The 19,517-nt window shown below is 67.7% G+C and carries 16 protein-coding genes and 1 pseudogene; 9 read left to right on the top strand and 8 right to left on the bottom strand.

Annotated features, from left to right (window positions below; translation table 11 throughout):
* Nucleotides 1–28 precede the first annotated feature (28 nt).
* Both G6N61_RS03200 and G6N61_RS03195 read left to right on the top strand, forming a co-directional pair.
* Nucleotides 29–1,513 (top strand): MFS transporter, encoded by a 1,485-nt coding sequence (locus G6N61_RS03200; RefSeq protein ID WP_163917220.1) that lies wholly within the window; start codon nucleotides 29–31, stop codon nucleotides 1,511–1,513.
* A gap of 99 nt (nucleotides 1,514–1,612) precedes the next feature.
* On the top strand, nucleotides 1,613–1,861 hold the full coding sequence (locus G6N61_RS03195) for a hypothetical protein (RefSeq protein ID WP_163917219.1): 249 nt from the start codon (nucleotides 1,613–1,615) through the stop codon (nucleotides 1,859–1,861).
* Between the two features lie 10 nt (nucleotides 1,862–1,871).
* On the opposite strand, the gene G6N61_RS03190 is transcribed toward G6N61_RS03195, so the two are convergent.
* The gene (locus G6N61_RS03190) at nucleotides 1,872–3,203 is read right to left on the bottom strand and encodes an MFS transporter (RefSeq protein WP_163924568.1); all 1,332 of its coding nucleotides are present in this window, start codon (nucleotides 3,201–3,203) and stop codon (nucleotides 1,872–1,874) included.
* A gap of 112 nt (nucleotides 3,204–3,315) precedes the next feature.
* Between G6N61_RS03190 and G6N61_RS03185 the strand changes: the two genes are divergently transcribed.
* Genes G6N61_RS03185 through dacB form a run of 4 tightly spaced genes read left to right on the top strand, consistent with a single transcriptional unit; the run spans nucleotide 3,316 to nucleotide 7,876 of the window.
* Nucleotides 3,316–4,635 (top strand): GTP cyclohydrolase II, encoded by a 1,320-nt coding sequence (locus G6N61_RS03185; RefSeq protein WP_163917218.1) that lies wholly within the window; start codon nucleotides 3,316–3,318, stop codon nucleotides 4,633–4,635.
* Nucleotides 4,632–5,834 (top strand): URC4/urg3 family protein, encoded by a 1,203-nt coding sequence (locus G6N61_RS03180; RefSeq protein WP_163917217.1) that lies wholly within the window; start codon nucleotides 4,632–4,634, stop codon nucleotides 5,832–5,834. The genes G6N61_RS03185 and G6N61_RS03180 overlap by 4 nt, the downstream gene beginning before the upstream one ends.
* A complete protein-coding gene (gene upp, locus G6N61_RS03175; protein ID WP_163917216.1) occupies nucleotides 5,834–6,463 on the top strand; it encodes a uracil phosphoribosyltransferase in 630 nt (209 codons plus the stop codon). The genes G6N61_RS03180 and upp overlap by 1 nt, the downstream gene beginning before the upstream one ends.
* Nucleotides 6,464–6,511: 48 nt before the next feature.
* Nucleotides 6,512–7,876: a D-alanyl-D-alanine carboxypeptidase/D-alanyl-D-alanine endopeptidase gene (dacB, locus tag G6N61_RS03170; RefSeq protein ID WP_163917215.1), complete on the top strand. Its 1,365-nt coding sequence runs from the start codon at nucleotides 6,512–6,514 to the stop codon at nucleotides 7,874–7,876.
* A gap of 81 nt (nucleotides 7,877–7,957) precedes the next feature.
* On the opposite strand, the gene G6N61_RS03165 is transcribed toward dacB, so the two are convergent.
* The 4 genes from G6N61_RS03165 to G6N61_RS03150 form a co-directional block, all read right to left on the bottom strand.
* A complete protein-coding gene (locus tag G6N61_RS03165) occupies nucleotides 7,958–9,658 on the bottom strand; it encodes an FAD-dependent oxidoreductase (RefSeq protein WP_163917214.1) in 1,701 nt (566 codons plus the stop codon).
* Nucleotides 9,655–11,862 carry a molybdopterin-containing oxidoreductase family protein gene (locus tag G6N61_RS03160; protein ID WP_163917213.1) on the bottom strand — a complete coding sequence of 736 codons (2,208 nt, stop codon included), beginning with the start codon at nucleotides 11,860–11,862 and terminating at the stop codon, nucleotides 9,655–9,657. The genes G6N61_RS03165 and G6N61_RS03160 overlap by 4 nt, the downstream gene beginning before the upstream one ends.
* Nucleotides 11,859–12,476, bottom strand: coding sequence for a TetR/AcrR family transcriptional regulator (locus G6N61_RS03155; protein ID WP_163917212.1), 618 nt, complete (start codon nucleotides 12,474–12,476; stop codon nucleotides 11,859–11,861). Before G6N61_RS03155 ends, G6N61_RS03160 begins: the two co-directional genes overlap by 4 nt.
* 194 nt (nucleotides 12,477–12,670) lie before the next feature.
* Entirely contained in the window at nucleotides 12,671–13,639 is a 969-nt protein-coding gene (locus tag G6N61_RS03150) for an NAD(P)/FAD-dependent oxidoreductase (RefSeq protein ID WP_163917211.1), read from the bottom strand.
* Between the two features lie 180 nt (nucleotides 13,640–13,819).
* Here G6N61_RS03150 and G6N61_RS03145 point away from each other — a divergent pair, with 180 nt between their 5' ends.
* Complete coding sequence (locus tag G6N61_RS03145; RefSeq protein ID WP_179973557.1) at nucleotides 13,820–14,392, top strand: TetR/AcrR family transcriptional regulator; 573 nt, start codon at nucleotides 13,820–13,822, stop codon at nucleotides 14,390–14,392.
* Between the two features lie 608 nt (nucleotides 14,393–15,000).
* Here the strand turns inward: G6N61_RS03145 and G6N61_RS03140 are convergent.
* Nucleotides 15,001–15,750, bottom strand: a complete 750-nt coding sequence (locus G6N61_RS03140) for an SDR family NAD(P)-dependent oxidoreductase (RefSeq protein ID WP_163917210.1) — start codon at nucleotides 15,748–15,750, stop codon at nucleotides 15,001–15,003.
* Between the two features lie 22 nt (nucleotides 15,751–15,772).
* Nucleotides 15,773–16,588 (bottom strand): annotated as a pseudogene (locus G6N61_RS30745) (LLM class F420-dependent oxidoreductase).
* Between the two features lie 183 nt (nucleotides 16,589–16,771).
* On the opposite strand from G6N61_RS30745, the gene G6N61_RS03125 reads away from it, so the two are divergent.
* On the top strand, nucleotides 16,772–17,680 hold the full coding sequence (locus tag G6N61_RS03125; RefSeq protein ID WP_163917207.1) for a LysR family transcriptional regulator: 909 nt from the start codon (nucleotides 16,772–16,774) through the stop codon (nucleotides 17,678–17,680).
* Nucleotides 17,681–17,708: 28 nt separating this feature from the next.
* Here G6N61_RS03125 and G6N61_RS03120 read toward each other — a convergent pair whose 3' ends face one another.
* Nucleotides 17,709–18,890, bottom strand: a complete 1,182-nt coding sequence (locus tag G6N61_RS03120; protein WP_163917206.1) for an MFS transporter — start codon at nucleotides 18,888–18,890, stop codon at nucleotides 17,709–17,711.
* Between the two features lie 77 nt (nucleotides 18,891–18,967).
* On the opposite strand from G6N61_RS03120, the gene G6N61_RS03115 reads away from it, so the two are divergent.
* Entirely contained in the window at nucleotides 18,968–19,510 is a 543-nt protein-coding gene (locus G6N61_RS03115; protein WP_163917205.1) for a TetR/AcrR family transcriptional regulator, read from the top strand.
* Nucleotides 19,511–19,517: the final 7 nt, after the last annotated feature.

Genomic DNA, 19,517 nt, shown 5'->3' with positions numbered 1-19,517 from the left:
CAGCAATCGGTAGCCCACATAATTAGGCATGCGAAAAAGCGGTGCGGGCGTGGGCCCCACGAGCGCCGCCGAGCAGTACCCGCGTCCGCGACTCCTCGTCGTCGCCCTCAGCATGGTGGCGCTCACGGTGGCGGTATTGCAGACCGCCGTCGTCCCGGTCCTCGGCATCATCGCCGAGCAACTGCACGCCTCCACCGTCGCCGTCAGCTGGGCCGTCACCGCCAACCTGCTCGCCGCAGCGGCGTCGACGCCGCTCATCGGCCGACTCGCGGATCTCTACAACAAGAAGTACGTCTTGCTCGCCGTCCTCCTCGCCGTCCTGGTGGGCTCCATACTGGCGGCGGTCACCTCGTCGCTGGCGTTGCTCATCGTGGCCCGCGTGCTGCAGGGCGTCTCGTTCTCGCTGTATCCGATCTGCGTGGCCATCCTGCGCGACGCGCTGCCCGAAGGCGCCGTCGTCGGCGCACTGGCCGTGCTGTCCGGGACACTGGGATTCGGCGGCGGCGCCGGGTTGGTCGTCACCGGGCTGCTGATGGACGGTGACGCCGGGTACCACCGGGTGTTCTGGCTGACCACGGGTTTCACCCTTGCGGTGCTCGTCCTCGCCGCGACGATCGTGCCGAGCGCTACGACGCGAGGCGTCGGCACGATCGACTGGCTGGGTGCCTTGGGTCTGGCGGTCGGCCTGTCGGCGCTGCTGCTGGCCATCACCCAGGGCAACTCGTGGGGGTGGCTCTCGCCGGCGACCCTCGGCGTCACCGCGCTCGGCATCGCGGTGCTGGTGGCGTGGTGGGCCTGGGAGCGCAGACAACGCCACCCGCTGGTGTCGATCGCCATGTTGTCGCGGCGAGCGGTGCTGCTGACCAATCTGGCGACGATCTTCGTGGGGATGGGGCTCTATTTCGGCTTCCTGGGCCTGACGCAATTCGTCCAGATCGACCGCGACGCGGCCGGATACGGGTTCAGTGCGACGGTGCTGCAGGCCAGCGTGGTCTTCCTGCTACCCGGGGCGATCGCCGGTTTCGTCACCGCGACGTTGAGCGGCCGGTTTATCGACCGCTTCGGCGCGCGCCTGGTCCTGGTCAGCGGCGCGGTCACCGGCGTGATCGGTTTCCTCTGGCTCGCCATCTCACACGATCAGTCCTGGCAGGTGATCGTCGCGGGCATCTGGGTCAACGCCTACATCAGCCTGGGCTACGGGGCGCTGCCCGCACTCGTCGTGAGCGAGGTCGACAGCGGCGAGACCGGAGTCGCCACCGGCGTCAACGCCATCGCCCGCACCGTCGGCAGTTCGATCGCCGCGGCGGCCGTGGCCGTCCTGCTCGCCCGGTCGGCGACCAGCACCGGCACCGGCTTGCCCTCGGAGCACGCCTTCGTCTTGATCTTCGCGGGCGGCGCCGTCACCGCCGCGCTCGCCATGACCCTCATCGCCGTGTCGGGGGCCGGTCAGGGAAGGGGTCGCTCCGCCGAACCGAACGTCGACTCCCGCGCCATGAACCACGAGTGGGGCTGAGCCGACCACGAACCGTCTGCATATCCGGATCCGCTGCGGGGTAGCCGTTCGTGTGACGGCGGCAACGTGGCCGCCACCGGAGTAAGAGGAGTGATGGTCGTGGTGCGCACTCGGACGAAGAAGTTGATGGGTCTGACCGGAGCGACGGCCACAGTCGCCGCCGCGGTAGCAGTGGGCTTCAGCGGCGCGAGCCAGGCCGAAGAACCCGAGCCCGCCCCGCCGGGTCCGGTGACGACGTCGGAGATGACGCTGATCGAGCCGACTGTGGATCCCGGTGCATCCGCCGCACCGGACTCCCCAGAGGTCGCCACCCCGCCCGTGACCGCGACGACGCCCGAAGCGCCTTGAGCAGGCTCCATCAGGCCTGTGCGCTGACGTGCCGACCTGCGTCGCCCGGTAGTCGGAACGCTTCGACGAGCGTGCCGGCCATCAGCACGCCCAAGAACAGATAGGTCGACGAATAGGAGCCGAGGAGGCTCAGGGCTAGTGCGGCGATGGCGATGCCGAAGCCCGACGCCAGCTCCTGCACGGTGGCGTTCAGAGTGTTCGCGTGCGTCAGGTCGTCGCCCCGGACGTCGGAGAATGCCAGGGTGGCGTACGCGGTGAACCCGATCGACCGCAGTGCGCCGCTGACGAACACGATCGCCGTGATCGCGGCGATGGGCAGGCTTGGTCGCAGCACGGCCAGCAGGGCGAAGCCTCCGACCGATGCGAAGGCGTTGACCATCAGCACGTTGCGGATTCCGAAGCGCCGCATCAGCGGAGTGGTCGCCGGCTTGATGGCCACGTTCCCGAGGAACAAGGCGGCCACCACGGCGCCCGACGCCAGTGGCGACCAACCGAACTCGAGTTGGAACTGCAGGGCGAGGAGAAACGGCACCGCGGAGATCACCGCGCGGTAGATGCCACCGGCCGAGACGGTGATGCGCAGCGTGCGCACGTGCAGGACCCGCAGCTGTACCAGCGGGTTCGACGACCGCAGTAGGTGCAGTACGGCGCAGCCCAGCAACAGGCCGGCCGCCGAGGCACCGATCGCGACGGTGTGCCATTCGACTCCGTGCATCCGCAACCGCTCGACGGTGATCAGCGCGGTGGCGATGCCGAGCGCGCTCAGCACCAGTCCGCGCCAGTTCAGCGGCCGTGCCTCCGGCGCCGCGGACCCGCGAATGAGGCGCAGCGCGAACAGGAATCCGATGATGCCGATCGGAATGTTGATCACGAAGATCCACCGCCACGACCCGAACGTCGCGATGGCCCCACCGAGGGGAATGGCGAGAATGGGTGCGGTCAGCGCGGGCCAGGTCAACATGGCGATGGCGTGCACCAGGTCGGACTTGGTCGAATTGCGCAGCACCGCAAGCCGACCGACGGGCACCATCATCGCGCCGCCGATCCCCTGCAGCACGCGCATCGCCACCAGCGTCGGGAGCGAGGCGCTGGCCGCGCAACCGATCGAGGCGATCGTGAACAACGCGATCGCCACCAGGAACACCCTGCGGACGCCGAACCGGTCGGCCATCCACCCGGTGGCCGGAATCAACACGGCGACGGTCACCAGGTAGGCCGAGATCGCCACGCCGACGTCGACGGGTTGCGCTCCGAACGACTCGGCCATCAGCGGAACGGCCGGGGCGATGATCGTGGCGTCGAGGATCTCCATGAACAAGGCCCCGGACACCAGCAGCGTCATCCCCCGCGGAAACGACCGAGAACTCCGGGCGCTGGACATCCCGGCCAACGTAGTCGACCGGCGGTGACGACGACGAGTCGCTAAGCTGGCGACTTTCCCCACAGGAGGCACGATGGCGGCTGACGTGACACCCGTGCGACCACCTGCCCGCTCCGCCGGCCACATCCGGTTGACCTCGCACAGTGGTGGCCACGCCGCCATGCCGATCACCTGGGGTGCCGCCACCGCTGCCGAACGCGGCCCCGTCGTGGGCACCACCACCACCCGCGGGCACCGGAACGTGGTCGGCACCCACAGCGGCTCCTACGGCGTGTACCGCGCCCTGGCCGTCGCGGCGGGTTCGCTGTCGCGGGAGCACCGCGCCGATCTGACCAACACCTCGCCCACCGACGTGATCGGGCCCCACCCGCAGTGGAGCGACCCCGAGGCCATCGTCAGCCTGGACCCCTGGGGCGGCACGGTCGTCGACGTCTTCGCCGACGAGATCGCCGCGGGCTACGACATCCGGCCGACGATCGCCGTCACCAAGGCGCACGTGATCCTCCCCGAGATCGCCGACGCGATCGCACGCGGCCGACTGCGGCCGGACGGCCGATTCCTGCTCGCCAGCGGCGCCGCCTTGGTGACCAAGGCGGCGATCGAGCCGGTGTGGTACCTGCCCGGCGTCGCACGCCGCTTCGGCTGCACCGAGGCCGATCTGCGCCGTGCGCTGTTCGAGGAGACGGGCGGCATGTACCCCGAACTCGTCACGCGCTCGGATCTCGACGTGTTCCTGCCGCCGGTGGGTGGCCAGACGCTCTACGTGTTCGGCGATGCCGCCGATCTCGCAGACCCCGCCGTGGAACTGACGGCACGCGTGCACGACGAGTGCAACGGCTCCGACGTATTCGGTTCCGACATCTGCACGTGTCGGCCCTATCTGACTCACGCCATCGAGGAGTGCATCCTCGGCGCACAGCGCGGAGGCGTCGGCCTCGTCGCGTACTCGCGCAAGGAGGGTCGCGCACTCGGCGAGGTGACGAAGTTCCTGGTGTACAACGCGCGCAAGCGCCAGGCCGGCGGCGACACCGCAGACCAGTACTTCGCCCGCACCGAATGCGTTGCGGGCGTGCAGGACATGCGCTTTCAGGAACTCATGCCCGACGTCCTGCACTGGCTCGGCATCCGCAAGATCCACCGTCTGGTCTCGATGAGCAACATGAAGTACGACGCCATCACCGGGTCCGGCATCGACGTCGGCGAGCGCGTGAACATCCCCGACGAACTGGTCCCGCCCGACGCGCGAGTGGAGATCGACGCCAAGACGGCCGCCGGGTACTTCACCCCTGGCCCGGTACCCGACGCCGACGAACTCAAGAAGGCCAAGGGCCGGCGGCTCGATGCGCTGGACGCACTCGGCGCGCTGGACCCACTCGACGTGCCCAACCCGTGAGCAGCCCGGAGTCTGCGGCGACCGCGCTGCGATCCACCGCGGCCGTTCGCGAGCGCGCCTCCTGGCTGCTGGCGCGTGCGCGTGCCGACGAATCGCCCTGGTTCACCGTCGACGACGACGAGATGCCCGGCGCCGCCACGCTCGTGGCGGAGACGACGCGCACCCGGTACCCCGACCTGGCGGTGCCGTTCCACAGTCGCTGGCGCCACTTCGAGGCGGGTGACGTCGACCGCAAGGCGATCCTCGACGACGCACTGCCCGAGTCGGGCGAGCGGCTGCGGGCGATGGTCGACCTGGCCGTCGTCAGCGTGCTCCTCGACGCCGGCGCCGGACCGGACTGGCACTACCGCGAGGTCGGCGGCGACCGGTATTCGCGCTCGGAGGGGCTGGGCGTCGCCAGCTTTCACGCCTTCACCGCGGGTGTGTTCTCGAGCGACCCGTCGCACCCGCTGCGCGCGGACGCCGACGGACTGCGCGCCCTGCGCGTCGACGACATCGGCAAGGCATTCCAGGCCGACGCGTCGAATCCGCTCGTCGGGCTCGACGGCCGTGTCGAGGTGCTCCGCCGCCTCGGCGACGCGTTGGCCGACCGACCGGACGTCTTCGGCAGCCCGGCGCGCCCGGGTGGCATGGCGGGTGCCCTCGTCGGAGCAGACGGTCACGTCGCCGCGCACGCCATCCTCACCGCGCTCCTGTCGTCGCTGTCGAACATCTGGCCAGCGGCCAACGCGATCGACGGTGTCGCACTCGGCGACTGCTGGCGCCACGACGCGGTCCCGGGGCCGGGGCTCACGGCAGGCTGGGTGCCGTTCCACAAGCTCTCCCAGTGGCTCACCTACTCACTCCTCGAGCCGTTCCAGTGGGCCGGGGTCACCGTCGACGGTCTCGACGCACTGACCGGCTTGCCCGAATACCGCAACGGAGGACTACTTCTCGACACTGGCGTGCTCGCTCTGCGCGATCCGGAATGGGCTTCGCGCACGTGGTCGGCTGGCGACGAACTCGTCGTCGAATGGCGCGCGCTCACCGTCGCCCTGCTCGACGAACTCGCCGACCTCGTTCGCGGCGAACTGGGTGTCGACGTCCCCCTGGCCTGCGTGCTGGAGGGTGGCACGTGGGCGACCGGCCGAATTCTGGCCCAGCAGTTGCGCGGCGGCCTGCCGCCTCTGACCATCGACAGCGACGGGACGGTGTTCTGATGACCGAGGTGCATCTGGTGGACCACCCGCTGGTGCAGCACAAGCTGACGTTGATGCGCCGAAAGGACGCCAGTACGAAGAGCTTCCGCGAACTCCTGCACGAGGTGTCGATGCTGATGGCCTACGAGGTGCTGCGGGACATCCCGATGCACGAGGTCGAGGTCGAGACGCCGCTGGAGGTGACACGCGGCAAGGCCATCGACGGCAAGAAGCTGGTGTTCGTGTCGATCCTGCGGGCGGGCAGCGGCATCCTCGACGGGATGCTGGCGGTGGTACCCGGCGCTCGGGTCGGGCACATCGGCCTGTACCGCGACCCGAAGACGCTGATCGCCGTCGAGTACTACTTCAAGCTGCCCACCGACCTCGACGAGCGCGACGTCGTGGTCGTGGATCCGATGCTCGCAACCGGACACTCCGCTGTCGCCGCCGTCGAGCGACTCAAGGAGTCCGGACCCAAGTCTATCAAGTTCGTGTGCCTGCTGGCGTGCCCCGAGGGCATCGCCGCGTTGCACGCCGAACACCCGGACGTCCCCATCTACACCGCCGCAGTCGACCGTGAACTCGACGAGCACGGATACATCGTGCCGGGCATGGGCGACGCGGGTGACCGCATGTTCGGCACCAAGTGACGGTGTCGTTGGTTTGCCCACGACGAGTCGCGTAGTCGACAATCGGGCGTGACCACACGGCGGCGAGCGACTGTCATCGCTGCCGTCGTCGTCGTATTGGCCGCCTCGACCGTCGGCGCGGTCGCCGTCACACGCGGCGACTACTTCGGCGCAGGCGAGGCCGTGACGTCCGATCCCCGGCCGTCGCCAGCCGCCGCAGCCCCGTTCGCGACGCTCTCCCCCGACGCCCCCATACCCACCTCGGCCGGTCTGGCTGCGGCGTTGGCGCCCACTCTGGCGAACCCCGATCTCGGCCTACTGACCGGTCGCGTCGCCGACGCGACCACCGGTGACGTACTGTGGCAGCAGAACCCGGACCTGCCGCAGACGCCCGGTTCGGTGACGAAGGTGCTCACTGCGGCGGCCGCGCTGCTGGCGCTGTCACCCGCACACCGCGTGGCGACCACGGTGGTGCCCGGCTCCGTCCCGGGCCAGGTCGTGCTCGTGGGCGGCGGTGACCCGACCCTCACGGCCCAGCCCGTGGGCGAAACCGGCTACTACGTCGATGCCCCGCGCCTCGACGACCTCGCTGAGCAGGTACTCGCATCGGGCGTCTCCGCGCAGAGCGTCGTGGTCGACACCGCGCTGTTCCCCGGGCCCACCATGGCCCGCGGATGGAACCCCGTCGACATCGAGGGCGGCAGCATCGCCCCGATCGAGCCGGTGATGCTCGACGGCGGCCGCAGACAACCGTTGGTCACGTACTCCCCCCGCACCGCCACACCTGCACTCGACACCGGCCGCGCGCTGGCCGACCGGCTCGGGGTCGACCCGTCGGCGGTGACGGCCGGCCAGGCACCGCCGGGTGCCAGTCCCGTTGCGACCGTGTGGTCGGCACCGCTCAGCGTGCGCCTGCATCAGATGATGGTGCTCTCCGACGACGTCACCGCGGAGACCATCGCGCGGGAGGTCGCGCTCGTCAGAGGCAAGCCCGCGACGTTCGACGGGGCCGTCGAGGCGGTGACCGACGTACTCGTCGAAGCGGGCGTCGACCTCGACGGGCTGGACCTGTCTGACCTCAGCGGTCTGTCGACCGACGACCGGATCCCCGCCCGGGTCGTCGACGACGTCGTCACCGCGGCCACGGGCACCGGTGAGCAGTCCGAGAAGCTGCGCGCAATGGTGGACGACCTCGCCGTCGGGGGCGGAAGCGGAACGCTATGGGACCGGTTCGTGGCCCCCTCACCCGGGGCCGGCTGGGTCCGCGCCAAGACCGGCACGTTGGACAACGTGAACGCCCTCGCCGGATACGTCGTCGACGTCGATGGCCGCGCACTGACCTTCGCCTTGATGTCGACCGGCACCATGCAGGACGTCGCCAAACCGGCGCTCGACGCGCTCGCTACGGTGCTGCGGCTGTGCGGTTGTCGCTGAGAATCCGACGGGCCTTCTCTCGCTGCCGCGGCGAAGCAGTGACCGGCGGGGCCGAATCACCGTTCGATACAGCAGAGTTCGTCATTCGCCAGTCTGCGTACTCGAGGTAGCGCCGCCGCGAGTTTGCGCGGTCACCAGCATGTCGTCGGTGCTGGTGAACTTGACGCGGGGCCGGTCTTGCGCGCGGCCCCGCGCGGTTTCCTGTTCGTCGATCTGCTGCCAGCGCGCGCGGTCGACGCGTTGGGGTTGGCGCACTGCGACGAGGTCGACCAGTTCCGCGGCGGTCCCGGTTGGCGTGTCGAGCCGGCCCCGGCGGTAATCATCGAGCACTGCCTCGACGGTGCTTGCGGCGTCGGCACGGTTGGTGCCGATGACTCCGGAGGGGCCACGCTTGATCCAGCCGGCGGTGTAGGTGCCGCGCAACACGGCGCCGGTCGCCGGGTCGATGACGCGTCCATCCCGGTTGGGCAACGTCCCGGTCCTGGCGTCGAAGGGCAGGTCCACCAGCGCTTGGCCGCGGTAGCCGATGGACCGCAACAGCAGACCCGTATCAATGGTCTCGACGTGTTCCGTGGCCTCGGCAACCGCGTTGCCGTCGCCGTCGACGACCATCCGGTTGCGCGCTATGTCGACGGCCTCGACCCGATCGGTTCCCACGATGGCCACCGGGGACACCAGGAATCGCAGTACCAGGCGCCTGTTCGAGGTGGCCTGGCGCTGCCCTACGCGAACAACGTCGTCGAGGGCGCGGGCTTTCCAGCGTCCGACGAAGTCCTCTGCGGGCGGGCCGGCCTGGCTGTCACCGGATTCGACCACGATGTCGATACCGTCGAGCGCCGCGAAGCCGAGCAGTTCGGGCGTGGTGTACGCGGCGTGGGTGGAGTCACGGCGGCCGAGCAGGACGACCTCGCGAATGTTGCTCTCGCGCAACGCAGCGATCGCATGATCGGCGATGTCGGTTCGGGCCAACCTCTCCGGATCCTGCAACAACACCCTGGCCACGTCGAGGGCGACGTTACCGTTGCCCACGACGACGGCGCGCTCACCCGACAGATCGAACGATGCATCGGCAAAGTCGGGATGGCCGTTGTACCAAGCGACGAAATCCGTCGCCGAGTGGCTGCCGGGCAAGTCCTCGCCGGGGATTCCGAGAGGGCGAGCGTGCGCGGCTCCGCTGGTGTAGATCACGGCGTGGTGGTGGGCGCTGAGATCGGCATGGGTCACGTGCGTGCCGATGTCGACGTTGTAGAACGTGGCGAAATCGCGATGTGCTGCGACACGGCGAAACAGCTGGTCGATCTCCTTGGTGTGTTGATGATCGGGTGCCACACCGTGGCGGACCAGTCCGAAGGGAACGGGCAGCCGTTCGAACATCGACACCTCCACGTGGCGCACGCCATTGGCAAACAGCTCAGCCGCGGCATAGAACCCACTCGGGCCCGCGCCCACAATGGCCACGCGCAGCGGCTGGTCCGACGCCGGCAGCGGTGGCGGATCGGGGATCGACACGGGCCGGTGCTCTACCGGATTGTCTTTGTAGTAGTCGGCGTTGATGGCGAGGTACGCCCGGAGGTCCTGGGGCAGCTCGTCTTCGGCGTACACGGCATTCACCGGGCATGCGTCGACGCAGGCGGCGCAATCGATGCACGCGTCGGGGTCGATGTAGAGCATTTCCGCGGCGAGGTAGCCCGGTTCCTCCGGCGTGGGGTGGATGCATCCGACGGGGCATGCTTGTACGCAACTGGCGTCGTTGCAGCAGTTCTGCGTGATCACATACGTCACGGCGCGCTCCCTGGTTCGACGCGAACGGGGATGCCGTTGAGGAACGCATTGCCCGAAGGTTGATCGATGTAACTCGGGTCGTCGGGCGTGAGCACGTTGTAGTTCGCACCGCCGGCAGCGACGGCGCGTCGCCATCCCCCACCGTGACCGAATCCGTGGGTCAGACCGACCGTTCCCTCCATGACTTCATCGCTCACGATCACCGGAACCGTGATCTGGCCCCACTGGGATGTGATGGTCAGCGGGTCACGGTCGTGCACACCCGCCGCGACCGCATCGGAGCAGGACATCACGGCGTGGCATCGTCGCTCGCCGCCGGTCATCAGTCTGGGTACGTTGTGCAACCACGTGTTGTGTGACCGCAGCGTCCGAATACTGAAAAGACGCATCGGGTATCGGGCATCGTCGGTCGAAGCGATCAGTCGTCGTGTCTCGGCGGCCATGTCCGGCTGATCCAGATGCACTCGATGGTCGTCGTGAAAGATCTTCTTGGCGAACACACCTACCGCGCAGTCGTCGGCCAGTTTCACCGCGCCCTGGGTCGCCATCAGTTTCTTGCGGCTCAATCCCCTGGGTCGCAGACCGAACAGGTCGCCGTGCTTTCCGATTCTCAGCGTGAGATCGATGACGTGGTGCGGCTTGATGCGGAGCCCGAGCTTCGCCAACAGCTGACCGCCGGGCACCGCCAAGGCCAGGATGCCCAGACGGCGTGCCAGCTGATCGACGATCCAGGCGTCGGAGCGGGCATCTGCGCGCGGTGGAACCACGGGCGCGACCCACTGCGCGTTGGGTATGAGGGACTGGCCCTGGGTGAAGATGGGCATCTCTTCGCGTTCCAGCCAGAGTGCCGGCGGAAGGATCCAGTGCGCATGCCGACTGGTCTCGGTGACGTACGGGTCCAGCCACACCATCAGGTCGAGTTCGTCCAGTGCGGCGGCAGTGTGGGCAGCGCCTGGTGAGCTGGTCACGATGTTGGACGACAACCCGATCAAGGCGCGTAGCCGCCCCTCGCCGGGCGTGGTGATCTCTGCTGCCACACATGCCAGCGGCGCCGTGCCGTTGACCTCTCCGATGTCGTGGACGCGGGTGCGCCATCGGTTGCGGCCGAACGCGCCGGTCTTGGCTCCGATGCCGTCGAGGTCGACCATCGGGTCCCCGAACACCATGCCGCCTCGCCGGTCGAGATTACCGGTGACGATGGAGAGCGCGTCGAGGAGGAACTTCGTGAGCGTCGAGTACTGCCCCAGTGAGGCACCGCACCTGCCGTGCACGCTGGCACTCCTGGCTGCAGCCAGATCGCGAGCCAGTGACGTGATGGTTTCGACCGGGACGCCGGTTTCACGCGCGGCGCGGTCGAGGTCGAAGGATCCGGCCAACGCGCGCAACGCATTGACGCCTACCGTCTGCCTGGCGATCGCCTCGGCATCGATGAGTTCCTCGTCGAACAGCACTCGCAGCATGGCGCCCAACAACCAGGGATCGGCATTCGGGCGGATGGGCACGTGCTCGAACAGCCGAGCCGTTTCGGTGCGGCGCGGGTCCAGGACGATCACCCGCCCCCCGCGGGCAGTGATGCCGACCAGGGTGTCGCGGATGCGTCCTGTCGTGACCAGACTGCCCTTCGAGACCACCGGGTTGGTGCCGACCAGTAACGCGAAGTCGGTGTGGGCGTAGTCAGGCAGCGGGTTGACCATGGTGCTGCCGTAGAGCATGTCGGCAGCGACGAAGTAGTTGTTGACGTCCACCGAGGCTGATGAGAAACGATGTTTCGTGCCAAGGACTTCGGCGAGTCCGGCGATGGCCGTGCTGCCCGCGTAGTTCCACGCCACCGGGTTGCCGTAGGCCACGCCGATGGACTGCGCGCCGTGCGCTTTGCGGATTGCCCGTAGGCGGGCCCCGATGTCGTCTAGTGCCTGGTCCCACGTCCGTGGTGCGAACAAGCCGTCGGGCATTCGTTGCATGGGGTGCACGACGCGGTCGGGATCGGCGACGACCTCGTGGAATTGCACGCCCTTCGAGCAGGCGAAACCCCGGGAGGACGGGTGGGCGGGATCGGGTGCCAGCGAGATCACCCGGTCGTCCTGAACTGTCGCGATCAGTCCACAGGACGCTTCGCAGATGCAGCAGAACGTTTTCTTCGCGACCGTGGTGCCCTCTGGGCCAGCAGTTCTCGCGGGGACAGGCCGCGCTCGAGACGTGGTCATGACCGTCGGTCCTCGATTCCGGTCGGCGCCATGCCGCGCAACCACTGGTGGAGCAGGAGTTTGGACAATGCCTCGATGTCGACGTCGCTTCCGGAGAGCACGTAGGTCATCGGTGCGATCATCTGGACCAGGGCCAGGGATGCAGCCAAATCCACCGGTACCGCGTCGGATAACTCGCCCGTCGCGATCGCTGCCGTGACGGCTTCTAACACCAACGTGAACAGCTCGGGGTGCGCGGCGTGCGGGTCCGAAGACGGGGCGCTATGGGCATGCTCGGCGGCCATCCGTATCAGGCCCGGCCCAGCTCCCAGCCAAGCTCGGTAAATCGACTGGCGGATGACTTCCAAGGTCTCGGCGATGTCGGCGGTACCGGCGGCGGCGACGCCGTCCGCGGCGTCCAGCGCCAGGCGACGGTTGAACTCGCGAAGCAGCCCGGCTTTGTTGTCGAAGATGCGAAAGAACGTGGCGCGGGCGACCCCCGCGTGAGCACAGATGTCTTCGACGGCAAGCTCGTCGAAGGATGTGGTGGCGAGCAATTCACACGCCGCGTCGTAAAGGCGTTCGGCGTTGCGGTGCCGGCGCTGAGTACGGCCGTCGGCCGACGTGGTCGTCATCAGCGCTGCCTTTCCACGGGCTCAGGTCGAGGTTCCTGAACCTACACAATTGAGACCTCAATCTCAATAGTTGATTGCCGAACCACATGCGTCGGGGCTACTGGGCCCACGCCACGATCCGTTTCGCCACCGCCTCCGATCACGTCGTCGATCAGGGCGCGGATTGACGCGTCACGGCCCACGTCGAGATGCAGTCAGCCGACCGTCGCCGGTGGTGGTCCCGGCCATGCCGGTACAGGCAAGCCGACATCCTCGGCCAACAGACTCTGCACAATCGACGTGGCCGCGAGCGAACCCAACGCGACCGCCGAGGCCACCTGCGTCATCTGCGCACTCGTGTCGTCGCCGGCCGCGAAGACTCCGGGGACTGTGGTCCGGCATAGGACATCGACGGCGATGGGACTTGCTGCGGCGGGCCCCGGCTCACCGAATCCCACTCCGAGCTGTTCGACCAACCGTGAGCGCTGATGCAGTGTCGTCGCGACGAGCAGGCCGCTGCGCGCCAGTCGAGTGCCGTCGGTGAAGACGATGGCTTGCAGTTTGCCGTCGGTCGAGACGAGTTCGGCAATGGGCCGCTCGTCGATGGGGATGTGTGCTGCCGCCAGTCGGGATCGGGTGTCGTCATCGAGATCCGCGGGCCCTCCCGTCAGCAGCACCACGTCGTCGCTCCAGGCTGTCAGCAGTAGCGACGGCTGCACCGCCCGCATACCGTTCACCAACACCGCCAACGGTTGGTCGCGAACCTCCCAGCCGTGGCAGAACGGGCAGTGGAACACCGACCGGCCCCACAATTCCGCGAGACCCGGCAGCGCGGGCGGTCGGTACTCGACTCCGGTGGCCAGCAGCACCGTGCGCGCGCGTTCGTACCGACCGTCAGACAGTTCCAGTTCGAACACGTCGCCGGTACGCTGGCCGGCCACCACCTCGCCGGTCCGCAGTTCGACGGACGGGTAAGCGGAGATCTCTTGGCGCCCGGCCTTGTACAGTTCGCCCGGCGCTCTGCCGTCGTGGCCTAGCAGCCCGCCGATGCCGTGGGCGGCCCGGTTGCTCTGCTGACCCGCGTCGACGAGCAGCGTGCGCCGCCGCGCCCGGCCCAGGACCAGACCCGCGCTCAAGCCCGCGGCCCCGCCACCGACGATGACGCAGTCCCATGTGATGTTCATGCCAATTCCTCCTAGAGACAACGCTTTCGCTCTTCCCTTGGGAAGGCACGATGCTCGGATCGTGTCGGAGCACCAAAGTCCGGTCTTCGGCAGCTCCGGGATCGCCGCCGCCTCAGATGAACTTAGTTGTTCAATATCGGAACGTCAATGTTCTATTCCGGGTCGAGTTAGGATCGCATCGTGATTGCCTCGACAAAGCAACTTTCGGGTGTGCAAGCCCGAACTCGAGCGGCGATCTTGGCTGCGACCGCTTCCGCGCTGGCTGCGAACCGAACGGCCACCATGCCCGAGATCGCGACCGTGGCCGGAGTCGGCCGCACCACGCTGCACCGCTACTTCGCTGACCGCGAGACGCTGATCCACGAGGCAACCCTCGACTCGATCCGCGTGCTCATCGAAGCGGTGGACGAGGCCGCCACCGAGGACGGGCCCGCCCTCGACGCGATGCGGCGATTCATCACCGCCGGCGTCTCCATCAGTGAACGGCTGGTCTTCATCTTCGGCGACCCAGCGGTGCTCCGCGACATCCCGCCGGCCCAGTCCCCGAACGAGCAGGTGGTGATCGATCTGATCGCACGCGGACAACACGAAGGCGTATTCGACCCAGATCTCGACCCGACCTGGATCTGGCACGCGCTCTACGCATTGATCCTGCGAGGCTGCGAACAAGCCATAGCTGGGGCCCTGCCGCGGCACACCGTCGCCCCTCTCATCATCCGGACCTTCGAACGCGGCGTCAGCCCTGCCCGTTAGGGTCACCGCTCGAATTCTTCGGCGTGCCTGCGCGCTCGGCAATGGTTGTGGCGTCAGGCGCGTTCCGCAGCGCTCAGTCGCTTCCGGCAACCGCCAGTTCGCGCAGCCGCGTATCCCAGGTCCCTCTCTGTTCGGTGACCGAGTTGTGCACCCTGGTTTACCGAGCGCGTGCGGCCCGTTCTCCATCGCCTCGGCCAGTCATAGCCGCGCACTTTCTGCTCACCCGGAGCCTGGCCGACTGCCCCGCGTGGGACGACCCCGTCATCGAGCCAGCGCGCCACCAACCCAACGTGTGTGGAAACGAACATGATCCAAAACCCCTACGTCTTGGGCCTTTTCCACCCCGAGAACCCGACGCCCACCAGGGAATCCGCGCAAGACGCGTTCACCCGCACTCATATCTTGCCCGTGCCCTGGATGGAACCCATCGATGTCAGCAGGTCCATCCTCTACCTCGTCGGCGAATCCGACCGCTACATCACCGCATCAACTCTGACGATCGACGCCGGGTTCATCGTCAAGTCCTGATCGCGTGGGCGGCGGTCGCCGCGCTGCGAACGAGTCATTCCCGGTTACCGTCCAACACCCCGTGGCGCTAGACGCAAGTGCTACACCTGAGCCATCCCGCCATCGATGCAGAGTTCTGCGCCTGTCATGAAACTGCTTTCGTCCGAGGCGAGGAACAGGGCACCGCTGGCTATTTCTTCGGGACGCCCGAGGCGGCCCATCGGTACGAGAGCACTCATCTGGGTTCGGAGAGCGGCTGGGTCTTGCCCGAAGTACTCGGCCTGTCCGTCGATGATGAGCGTGTCGATCGGCCCCGGGCTGAGCACGTTGACCCGGAGGCCCCGGTCGCCGAACTCCGCTGCCCACGTGCGCGCGAAGGAACGCACGGCGGCCTTCGCCGCGCTGTACGTCCCCGCCCCGGGATCCCCCTTGAACGCCGTGATCGAGCCCATCAGAATGATCGAGCCACCCGTTCTCAGGAGCGGTAGCGCCTTTTGGACCGTGAACAGCGTGCCGCGGGCATTCAGGTCGAATGTCTGGTCGATGTGTTCCTCGGTGACGTCGCCGAGATTCTTCCGCTCGATGCTCCCGGCGTTGGCGACGATCACGTCGAGGTGCCCGCTCTCCCGAAGGATTTTCTCGACCACCTCGTCGAGATCATCCGACACCGTCGCGTCCGCGACGACAGCCGTGACATGACCGTCGATCGAAGCCCTTGCGGCTTCCAGCGCCGCTTCCCGTCGCCCCGTGATGTAGACGTGGGCGCCTTCCCGTCCGAATCTCTGAGCAATCGCCAGACCGAGACCCGCGCTCCCGCCGGTCACGAGGGCTACTTTGTTCTCGAGACGCATGTTTCTCCTTAAATCGGTGTGGTCACTGCTGTGCGTCGCGCCAGGCGAGCATCTCGTTGAGGACCGAGAAGTCGTAGCCCTCGTGCGTCGGGTGAATCTCGGTGGTGAACGTCGTCGCTCCGGCGTCGTGAAAGGCGTTCGCGCTATTGGCGTCTTCCCAACCCACGGACCGCTCGATGTCAGTGCCGGTGCGCCCTGCGGCGGCGGCCAGGTCGTCTAGGCGCGCACTGGCATCGTGGAACTTGTCGAGACCGATGTACGTGTGCCAGATGTCGGCGTGTCGAGCCACCGCGGGCAGCGTCCGCTTGACACCCGATCCGCCGATCAGGATGGGGATCTTGCGCACCGGAGCGGGCTTGAGGACCGCGAGGCGCGCCGCGATGCGGTCCAGACCTGCGTCGAGCAGATCGAAACGCGTCTTTCAGGTACCGAAGTCGTATCCGTAGACGGTGTAGTCCTTTTCGTACCAACCGGCACCTAGGCCGAGAATCAGCCGGCCCCCGCTGATGTGATCGACGGTGCGGGCCATGTCGGCGAGCAGGTCGGGATTGCGGTACCCGATACCACTGACCTGGAGCCCGATCTCGGCGCGGTGGGTGATCTCACCCCACGTGGCCAGCGCCGTCCAACCCTCGAAGTTGTTGACGTCGGGTTGGACTTCGTCCAGCACGGGCATGCCGTCGACGATTTCGCCGAAGGTTGGTCTGTGGAAGTGGTCGTAGCCGAGGATCATGTCGGCGCCGATGTCTTCGGCGTGTAGCACTGCACTGCGCCAGCTCTGGTAGTCCGGTGCCCCGCCAGGCCACAGTTGAACTCCAATGCGTAGTGGTCGACTCATGCGCTGTCCCATCGTTTCCGTTGTTGCCATTGGGTTTTGGAGCGAGCCAGATCGTGCAGGCCCCTGCCGGCAGCCCGTGCTGCGCTCCATGGATTCGACGGTAGGACGACGCTGACATAGACGCAAATAGTGGTATTGCATACTCTGCATAGACATGCCCTATGCCGATCGAGGTGGCTTCGAATGAACCTGCGTCAATACGAGTACGCCCTTGCGGTCGCAGAGGAGGGTTCCATGACAGCGGCGGCGGACCGTCTGCGTGTCACTCAGCCCTCGCTCTCACAGCAGATCGGCGCCTTGGAGAAGCACCTCGGGGTGCAGCTGTTCTCCCGCACCCCCAGCGGAGTCACGGTGACGGTGGCTGGGCGAGCCTTCCTCGCCGAGGCGGAGATAGCGACGGCCGCGTCCCGGCGTGCCGTCACGGCCGCCCGCGCCGCAGACGGGGAACTGACGGGCGAACTCATCATCGCCGTTCACATGGGCCTGGGAGCACGCCAGCTGCCCCAGGCGCTGGGGCAGCTGCGGATTCGCCACCCGAAGCTGCAGGTGACTCTCTACGAGGAGCCCGATCCCGCGGACATGGAACGACTGGCTCGTCAGGGAACCTTGGACATGGTCCTCGTGCACAGCATCCCCACTGGATGCGCCTTCGACACCCACCGTCTGGGCGAGGAAGCCTACGTCGCCGTCCTGCCGAGAGGGCACCGGCTCCTGTCGGACGGCGTCGCCCTGCGCCTGGAGGACCTGGCGTCTGAGGGGTGGGTCCGGTTCCGGCGCACGAGCCTGCTCGACGAGTACCTTGCCCGCCTGCTCGCCGATGCGGGCGTCAGTCCACCCACGGTGGCCCGAGCATCGCAGATCTCCACCGCGGTGCGGCTGGTGGCGCAGGGCCTGGGCGTCACCGTGGTTCCGGCCTCGGCCGTACCCGAAGGCTTCGAAGAACTGACCTGCCCGCTGCTGCCTTCCCTGACCGAGCCCGTTCTCCTCGGCATGCGGCGCAATGCGGGTTCCGCCGAGATGGCGATGCTCGACCAACTCAATCAGCAGAATTGGTGCGGCACAGCACTACTCGATCACCGCAGAACCGGCTGAGCGCAGACCTCGGCATTACTCAAAGGCGTCAAGCGGTCGTCTCCGGCACCCTCGCCAGCCCGGGCAGCGGACCAAATGCCCGCGCCAACAGCGGGCTGATCGCGGCGACCGCCGCCAACCCGACCGACACCATCACGGCACCGCGTGCACCATGGGCGTCGGTCGCGACGCCGGCCAGGGCGGTGCCGATGGAGCCGCCCACGATTGCGGCGCTGCTCAACCAGCCGAACGCCTCCGTGGCCACGTTTTGACCGATCTCTCGGGACACCATCAGGTGCAGGACCGACATGGCGGGCGCGAAACCCACGCCGGACACGAGCAGTGCGACGAACTGCAGCACGAGGTTGTCGAGGACCCCGTAGAGAGCGACACCCAGGCCAACCGCTGCCAGCGCTGCGACGACGCCGCTGAGTCCGAGCTGACGGTGTCCGAGCAGAAGTCCCCCGATCAGCGAACCGACGCTGGCCGAGGCGATCGCCGCGCCCGCGACGAGGCCATTGCTGCCCAGCGCGGCGATGATGCCGACCTCCAGTGCGGTGAACGACGCGACCAGGGCGAGGCTGGCGACGCCGGCCAGCAGGACTGCCCGGTGAAACAGGATTCGGCCGAACCTGGTGTCGTTCACCGCCCTGGCGGGATGAAGCCGACGGGAGCCGAGGAGGAACCACGCCGTGCCCAGCAGCACTACCGCGGCGCAGAGCAGCAACGGGAACGTAGTGGCGATGGCCGAGGCGAGGACCGTGGCCGCGACGGGGCCGACGACCCAGATCAGTTCCTGCGCCGTGGTGTCGAGGGCGAACAGCGTCCGCACCTCGTCACCGGGAACCATCCTCGGGTACAGGGCTCGCACGACCGGCATCAGCGGTGGCATCGAGGCACCCGTGAGCAATCCCAGCCCCACCAGCAGTCCGGCGGATGACCCGACGAACGCCAAAGCGAGTGTGCCCGTAGCATTCACGACGCTGGCAGTCGCCAAGGTACGCGCCACGCCGAGACGCCCGGCAAGACGCGCCGTGACCGGCATGGCGATGGCCTCCCCCACGCCGACACTCGCCACCACGGCACCGGCCAGCGCGTAGGACCCCGTCAGACCCTGAACGTGCAACAGGATCGCCAGCGACAGGATGCCCAGCGGAAGACGTGCGAACAACTGCGCGGCCGTCACGTTCAGGACACCCGGCACCCGCAGCAGGTTCCGGTAGGTGCCCATCGTCGCCGTCCTCTGCTCGTCGCACTGTACCGTCCAGACGGTACACACAGCTGTGGACGTCATCGTAGGGTGGGCGTGTGACGTCATCGCGGGATCGCATTCTCGACGCGTACGCGGACCTCCTGATCACCGGAGGCGAGCGTCATGCGACCCTGGAAGCCGTCGCGGCCCGCGCGGAGGTATCCAAGGGCGGACTGCTCTACCACTTCCCCTCGAAGGATCAGCTCGCCGTCGGCCTCTGCGAACGCTTGGCGGCTCTGGCATCGGAAGACGCAGAGGCGATGCGCACCGCGGACGAAGGGCCGGCGCGTTACTACGTCCGCTCGTCGCACTACGCCGACACGCCACTGGACCGCGCACTGGTCGCCGTATCCCGGCTGCGACAGTCGGGCGACGGCCGAGCTGGCGCCGTCATCGAAGCCGCATCCGAGGCCTGGCTAGATCTCCTGCACGACGCGCTCGGAGACCTCGACGTCGCACGCGCCGTGAAGTTGATCGGCGACGGGCTCTACTACAACGCCCTCAACCGCGCCCTGGGCGGCCAACCGGAACCGCTGGAAGCGGACGAGGGGATCCTCGAGGTCGTCGATCGAATCACGAACGCAGACAAACGGTCTTGAGGCCACG

Origin of the sequence: Mycolicibacterium arabiense (assembly GCF_010731815.2) — a bacterium.
Lineage (GTDB): Bacteria > Actinomycetota > Actinomycetes > Mycobacteriales > Mycobacteriaceae > Mycobacterium > Mycobacterium arabiense.
Note: the sequence above shows the minus strand (reverse complement) of the source record. Positions and strands in the feature narration are given on the sequence as shown.